Genomic DNA, 6,573 nt, shown 5'->3' with positions numbered 1-6,573 from the left:
ACCGATAACAACTGCCTGAGGAGATCACCATGAACGCTGCTGTAGACGTTCTGCAATCCACCCATCAGCACATCAATCGCGACCGTCTGTGGCAGTCGCTCATGGACCTGGCCAAGCTCGGCGCGACGGTCAAGGGCGGTGTCTGCCGGCTGGCCCTGACCGACCTCGACCGCCAGGCGCGCGATATCTTCGTCAAGTGGTGCGAGGAGGCCGGTTGCACGGTCAGCATCGACGCCGTCGGCAACATCTTCGCCCGTCGTCCGGGACGCAATCCGAATCTGCCACCGGTAATGACCGGCAGCCACATCGACACTCAGCCCACCGGCGGCAAGTTCGACGGTTGCTTCGGCGTGCTGGCCGGGGTCGAAGTCTTACGTACCCTCAACGACCTCGGCGTGGAAACCGAAGCGCCGCTGGAAGTGGTGGTCTGGACCAACGAGGAAGGCTCACGCTTCGCCCCGTGCATGATGGGCTCCGGCGTGTTCGCGGAAAAATTCACCCTCGAGGAAACCCTGGCCAAGGTCGATGCCGAGGGCGTGACTGTCGGCGAAGCCTTGAACGCCATCGGTTACGCCGGGCCGCGCCAGGTCAGCGGTCATGCTGTGGGTGCGTACTTCGAGGCGCACATCGAGCAAGGCCCGATTCTTGAGGACGAACACAAAACCATCGGCGTGGTGATGGGGGCCCTCGGGCAGAAATGGTTCGACCTGAAACTGCGCGGCGTCGAAGCCCACGCCGGCCCGACGCCAATGCACCTGCGCAAGGACGCGCTGGTCGGCGCCGCGGTGATCGTCGGCGCGGTCAATCGCGCCGCGCTCGGTCATCAACCCCATGCCTGCGGCACCGTCGGCTGCCTGCAAGCCTATCCCGGCTCGCGCAACGTGATTCCCGGCGAAGTGCGCATGACCCTGGACTTCCGTCATCTGGAACCGGCGCGACTCGACTCAATGATCGCCGAAGTCCGCCAGGTCATCGAAACCACCTGCGAGCAACACGGCCTGAGCTTCGAATTGACACCCACCGCGGACTTCCCGCCGCTGTACTTCGACAAGGGCTGCGTCGAAGCGGTACGCGGTGCGGCTCAAGGGCTCGGTCTGTCGCACATGGACATCGTCAGTGGAGCAGGGCACGACGCAATCTTCCTCGCCRAACTCGGCCCGGCCGGGATGATTTTCGTGCCTTGTGAAGGCGGCATCAGCCACAACGAAATCGAAAACGCCGCGCCGGATGATCTGGCCGCCGGGTGCGCCGTGTTGTTGCGGGCGATGCTGGCGGCGTCGCAGGCGATTGCCAGTGGTAAGCAGGCGGCTTGACCACTGGCTTGGCGGGGATGCTCAACGGCGGGTTTGCAGCGCTTTGAACATCAGCATCCCCGCCAGCATGGCGATGGCGAACACCCAGGCCTGCCAGTGCCCCGTCGGCAACAACACCAGTGCCGGGCCGGGGCAGATGCCGGCAATACCCCAACCGATGCCGAAGAGCAGGCTGCCACCGATCAGGCGTCGGTCCAGCTCACGGCTGACCGGCAATTGCATAGGCGCACCCAGCAAGGATGTCGGTTGTTTCATGGCCCAGTGAAACGGCCCCCAAGCCACGGCAATGGCGCCGATCATGACCAGCGCCAGTGACGGATCCCACAGGCCGGCAATGTCCAGAAAACCCAGCACTTTGGCCGGGTTCGCCATGCCGGCCAGCAACAGGCCGACGCCGAACAGCAGGCCGGCGAGGAAAGCGGTCAGTTTGCGCATGTTCAATACCCCAGCAGATGACGCAGGACGAACACCGTCACGAAACCTGTGAACATGAAACTCAATGTCGCGGCAATGGAGCGTGGTGACAGGCGCGAGATACCGCACACGCCGTGGCCACTGGTGCAGCCGGAGCCATAACGAGTGCCGATGCCGACGCACAATCCGGCGATGATCAGCCCCACCGTACCGGTTTTGAATTCGATGGCCGGCCACACATGAAACAGCGCCCACACCAACGGTGCCGCCAACAGTCCGAGCAGGAACAGGGCTTTTTCACCTCGTCCTGAATCATTACGCTCAAGCAGGCTGCCCAACAGCCCGCTGATCCCGGCAACTCGCCCGTTGGYCACCACCATTACGCTCGCGGCGAGGCCAATCAGCGCTCCTCCCGTGAGGGCAGACCAGGGGGTGAAGTGAAGAGAATCAAACACCATGGCAACTCTCCGTATAGACAAAAAGCGGCACTAAACCACTCTTTCCCTATTGAGCATAGGGCTACTTTGGGAGGGCCACGGGTGCCGGGCTTTTTGCACTATCACAAACGTCTGCGGTCGTAATCTTCACTGGGCAGCGCGCAAAAGTGCCGCCGCAATTGTGGAGTTCCAATGAGCCAGGACGTCCTGAGCACTGAAACCAATCGCCGCCAGTTGCAGCAGATCATCGCCGGCCTGTCCGATGGGGTGAKTCTGCTGGAGCTCGACCAGACCATTCTCTGGGCCAATGACGCCGCRCTGGCCATGCACGGTGTCAGCGAGATTGGCGAGTTGGGGGCCAATGCCGGGGAGTACGCCAAGCGTTTTGCCTTGCGTTATCGCAACMATCATCCGGTAGCGATCGAGAACTATCCGATCAGCCGCGTGGCCCATGGCGAGACGTTCAGCGATGTGATGGTGGAGGTGACGCAGCTGGAAAATGAAGAGCGCACCTGGGTTCACAGCGTGCGCAGCATGGTGCTGGCGGACCGTGCCGGTGAGCCGGAATCGTTGGTGCTGATCATGAACGATGTCACCGACTGGGCCAGCGCCGAGCAGCGTTTCGAAAGGACCTTCAACGCCAACCCGGCCCCGGCAGTGATCTGCCGCCTCAGCGATTTGCGCTACATCAAGGTCAACCAGGGCTTCGTGGACATGACCGGCTATGCCCGTGATCAGGTGATCGGCGCTTCGGCTTATGAGCTGGATGTGCTGGAGCGCGCCGAGAACAAGGACCTGGCCAAGCAGCGTCTGCGTGACGGCGCCACCATTCCGCAGATGCAGGCCGAGCTGCAATTGGCCGACGGTGGCAGCAAGCAGGTGATCGTTGCTGGGCAACCGCTTGAGCTCAACGACGAAGCTTGCATGCTGTTTTCCTTCGTCGACATGGAGCTTCGGCACAAGGCCGAAATCGCCCTGCGCCAGAGCGAGGAACGGTTCGCCAAAGCGTTTCGTCTGACGCCGGTGCCGATCCTGGTGTGCCGCRCCGCCGACCAAGTGGTGATGGACGTCAACGAAGCCTTCCTCGAGTCCCTCGCATTTCCCAATGATGAAGTGCTCGGCAAGACCGTGGCGCAACTCGGCTTCATCGATGACGCGGGCGCTCGCACGCGACTGTTTGCGACCCTGGAGAAAAGCGGGCGCGTGGATCGTGTCGATGTCAGGGTGCGCCGGAAGGATGCCGGGCTGATTGATTGTGCGGTCTCGGCGGACACCGTGAACATTCAGGATGGCTCTTGTTACCTGCTGGTGTTGATGGACATCACCGAGCGCAAGCGCACCGAGTTGGAGTTGGTGTCGGCGATCGAAGAGGTGATGAAAGATGCGTCTTGGTTCAGCCGTACGCTGATCGAAAAACTCGCCAACGTGAAAAACGTCAATTCGCCGCAGTTGCCCAGTGTGTCGTTCACCGACCTGACCACCCGGGAGCGCGATGTGCTCGGCCTGATTTGTGAAGGCCTGGCCGACAAGGAGATCGCCGCGCGCCTGAAACTCGCGCCCAATACAGTGCGCAATCATGTGTCGACGGTGTACTCCAAGCTCGATGTGCATAGCCGTAGCGAGGCGATTGTCTGGGCTCGCGAACGAGGTCTGTTCTCCGGCGTGAAGCGGACCAAGGGGCAACGTTAAGGTGCAAATGCACTAGTGCGGGTGGTGCAATTTCATGTATTGATCAGATGGGGCTTTTTCTAGGCTGTCGGGGTGCGAGACGTGGCTTGGGCCCGGTATCGCGTCCTCTTCGATGCAGCTGAAGGAACAACCTCATGGGTGCGAAAAGAACAGGCGGGCAGTCGACGTTACGCTGTCGCCAAGGTGAGTCGGGATGAGTTACCTGGTGCAATTGCGTATGCGGTTGGAGCGGAGCTTTTTGCCGTTGGCCTGTGAGTGTGCGCTTGCCGGGGATAATTCGTTGACGGTGAAGCTTTACCATCCGGCGACAGGGCAGGTGGATCTGGTGGTCAGCGGGTTGAACGTGGCGACGCTCCGGACGCCGGAGGCAGTGGCGGCGTTGATTGAAGAGCTGCGCTATGAGCTTGAAAGCAGTGGCTTGAATCGATCCTCCGCTCTTTAGGCGTCATATCCCGCAGGCCTGCGGTAATGGAATGGTCGCTGTCTTTCTGGCATTGGCGGGTAGCTAAGCTATAAGGAATGCGAGGGTATTTCTTTTCTGTGACAGGGCCGCGGGTTCGCGGGATGGTTTTCGAGTCGCGGAAAATGTCGATTACTTACCGCGGGTCAGCCTATGAACAATTTTTGGAAATGTGCTTTTTCACCACTGTCGCTCGCACTCTGCATGGCGATTCTGGGTGGTTGCGCCAGTCCGCCGCCTCCACCCCCGGCCGTACCGCCACCGACACCGGTTCGTACCTGTTCGACCACCGAAAGTACCGATGTACAGGGTGATATGAGGGCTGAAGGGCAGGTGACCCGAACCACGACCCTGACCCGTTGCGTCACTCAGTAAACCGGGTCCGGTGTACCGCCAGTAGCACGTGCAACTGGCGGTGTATGACCTGTGCGTCGGTTCAGACTTCCTCGATCCTGACCCACCGCGACTCCCGTGCCGCCAGACGAATCGCCGTCGCCAGGCGTTCGACTTCCCACGCCTGCTCGAAATCGGTCCCGTCCTGGCCGAGACCGGCCAGCGCCATCACCAACTCATGCACTTCAAGGGTCTTGAGTTCGTTGTAACCCAACTGGTGCCCCGGCGCCGGGCTGAAGGCGGCGTAACCCGGCAAATCCGGCCCCGCCAGCAGCCGTTGGAAACCGTTTTGCCCGGCACGATACAGCCGCAGTTCATTCAAGCGTTCCTGATCGAACGCCAGGGTGCCTTGGGTGCCGCAGATTTCAAAACACAGGTGATTCTTGTAACCGTGTTTGAGCCAGCTGCTGCTGAAAGTCCCTCGCGCGCCATTGGCGAACCGCAGCAACGCGTGGACCTGATCGTCGACCGCGACCTCGCGTCGTTCCTGGCCACCCGCCGTCACGGGGCGTTGCGCATGTACGGTCTGGGTATCCGCGCACACCGCCTCGACATCGCCCAGCAGATGACGGGCCATGGCCAGTAAATGACTGCCCAGGTCCGCCAGGGCGCCGCCGGCGTAATTGGCGTCGCAGCGCCAGGACCAGGGTGAAACGGGATCGGCCATGAAGTCTTCGCTGAACTCGCCCTGGAAACTGATGATCTGCCCCAGCGCGCCGTTTTGAATCAAATCCCGAGCCAGGCCGATGATCGGGTTGTGCTGATAGTTGTAACCCACCCGCGTCACCACGCCTGCGGCTTTGGCTGCAAGGCGCATGGTACTGGCCTGCTCGAGGCTCACCGCCAGCGGCTTTTCGCAGTACACCGGTTTACCGGCGGCGATGGCAGCCATGGCCATGGGGTAGTGCAGATGATTGGGGGTGGTGATGGCGATCAGGTTGACCTTGGGGTCATCGATCAACTGTTGCCAGTCGTTGTGAGCAGCATCGAAGCCCCAGGCATCGGCGCAGTGGCGGGCGCGCTGCGGGTCGGCGTCGGCAAGGGCGGCGAGGTTGAGCTTCAGCGGCAATTCAAAAACAGCGCTGACATTGCGAAAGGCCAGGGCGTGGGCGCGGCCCATGAAACCTGTGCCGATGAGTCCGATACCGAGTTCGCGCATAGCCGGGGTCCTTTGGATTTTTATTTTCAGGAGGGCTATTTATGGAATAAAAATTCGTAACATGCAATAAAGTGGAATAAATATTCTTTTTCTTGGTGAGGTCAGGAAGCGCTGAGAATGGCTACACCGCCTTGCGTCATTGCCTACAACAACGCCGGAATCTGCTGGCTTGTGCGTCGGCTAATTCGAAGGATCTCGAAAAAACGGCCTATGTTTTTGTTGATGGTGATCGTCACGAAGCAATGGTTGTACGTGATTCTGCAGGATTCCAGCACGGCGGCATTGTTTGGCTAACGAATGGTAAATTTGCAAGCCGCGTCACCGACTATCTGTGTTGAAATCCAGCACCCACATGGCCGCGTCAAAGTGAACTGGCCAACTGAAAATGCTGCTGTCTGCGCAACCTTTCTCCGAGACCTGCTGAGATGATTCGCATCGACTCCATCTGGCTCGCCACGGAGCCGATGGATATGCGCGCGGGTACCGGGCCATAGTTGGCAACCTATCTCGTTACGCAAGGCTTTATGCAAGGAGGCATAATAATGACATCCATAAATTTCCATTTCATCGACGCGCGCGGCGCGCTTATCGATCACCGTGATTGGCTTCACACCCGCCTGTTAGAAACCTACGCAAAAGCAACTGCGTTGATGCCGTTGCGCCCACTTGATGTGATAGTGAAAGCTGGCACTCATGTCATTCCAGAAA

General features: G+C 60.2%; 6 protein-coding genes. 3 read left to right on the top strand and 3 right to left on the bottom strand.

Annotated features, from left to right (window positions below; genetic code table 11):
- Nucleotides 1–29 precede the first annotated feature (29 nt).
- Nucleotides 30–1,313, top strand: coding sequence for a Zn-dependent hydrolase (locus tag AC1DLB_RS17725; protein ID WP_477785362.1), 1,284 nt, complete (start codon nt 30–32; stop codon nt 1,311–1,313).
- Between the two features lie 21 nt (nt 1,314–1,334).
- On the opposite strand, the gene AC1DLB_RS17720 is transcribed toward AC1DLB_RS17725, so the two are convergent.
- Nucleotides 1,335–1,748 (bottom strand): DUF6691 family protein, encoded by a 414-nt coding sequence (locus AC1DLB_RS17720; protein ID WP_018929681.1) that lies wholly within the window; start codon nt 1,746–1,748, stop codon nt 1,335–1,337.
- A gap of 2 nt (nt 1,749–1,750) precedes the next feature.
- Complete coding sequence (locus AC1DLB_RS17715; protein ID WP_477785361.1) at nt 1,751–2,185, bottom strand: YeeE/YedE family protein; 435 nt, start codon at nt 2,183–2,185, stop codon at nt 1,751–1,753.
- A gap of 171 nt (nt 2,186–2,356) precedes the next feature.
- Here AC1DLB_RS17715 and AC1DLB_RS17710 point away from each other — a divergent pair, with 171 nt between their 5' ends.
- The gene (locus AC1DLB_RS17710; protein ID WP_477785360.1) at nt 2,357–3,853 is read left to right on the top strand and encodes a helix-turn-helix transcriptional regulator; all 1,497 of its coding nucleotides are present in this window, start codon (nt 2,357–2,359) and stop codon (nt 3,851–3,853) included.
- Between the two features lie 193 nt (nt 3,854–4,046).
- Nucleotides 4,047–4,295 (top strand): DUF1652 domain-containing protein, encoded by a 249-nt coding sequence (locus AC1DLB_RS17705; protein WP_064618276.1) that lies wholly within the window; start codon nt 4,047–4,049, stop codon nt 4,293–4,295.
- A gap of 454 nt (nt 4,296–4,749) precedes the next feature.
- Here the strand turns inward: AC1DLB_RS17705 and AC1DLB_RS17700 are convergent, their stop codons facing one another.
- Nucleotides 4,750–5,865 carry a Gfo/Idh/MocA family protein gene (locus AC1DLB_RS17700; RefSeq protein ID WP_477742967.1) on the bottom strand — a complete coding sequence of 372 codons (1,116 nt, stop codon included), beginning with the start codon at nt 5,863–5,865 and terminating at the stop codon, nt 4,750–4,752.
- Nucleotides 5,866–6,573: the final 708 nt, after the last annotated feature.

The sequence above is a fragment of the Pseudomonas sp. 05N434 genome, from assembly GCF_056396965.1.
Note: the sequence above shows the minus strand (reverse complement) of the source record. Positions and strands in the feature narration are given on the sequence as shown.